This is a genomic window from Sphingomonas sp. RS2018 (assembly GCF_054489605.1).
Map to the genome: position 1 here is coordinate 1 of NZ_JBTMWL010000018.1, position 275 is coordinate 275.

The following is a 275-nucleotide window of genomic DNA, read 5'->3' on the forward strand; positions in this document are numbered from 1 at the left end:
ACAGGTCTGGTCACCGCGCTTGCCGCGCACCACCGCATGCCCTTTCTTGCGCAGGCCGGTCAGCGCAGCGCGCGTCGTGTGCGGCAACCAGCCGGTCGCTTCGATCAGCTCGGCGAGCGTTGCACCGCCGTCGCGCTGCAGCAGCGACAGCACCGTGCTGGCCTTCGTGACGCGTAAAGCCGCTACGGGTGCGGAGGCGGGGGCAGGGGCGCTGCCGTCATCGGCGCCATCGCCATCTTCGATGCCGATCGCCGCCAGGCCCGCCTGGGTCACGA

The 275-nt window shown here is 71.3% G+C and carries 1 protein-coding gene; it reads right to left on the reverse strand.

Annotated features, from left to right (window positions below):
- Positions 1-275, reverse strand: a 275-nt coding sequence (locus tag ACX40P_RS15155; RefSeq protein WP_459127192.1) for a DUF3489 domain-containing protein, incomplete at both ends; no start/stop codon positions are given.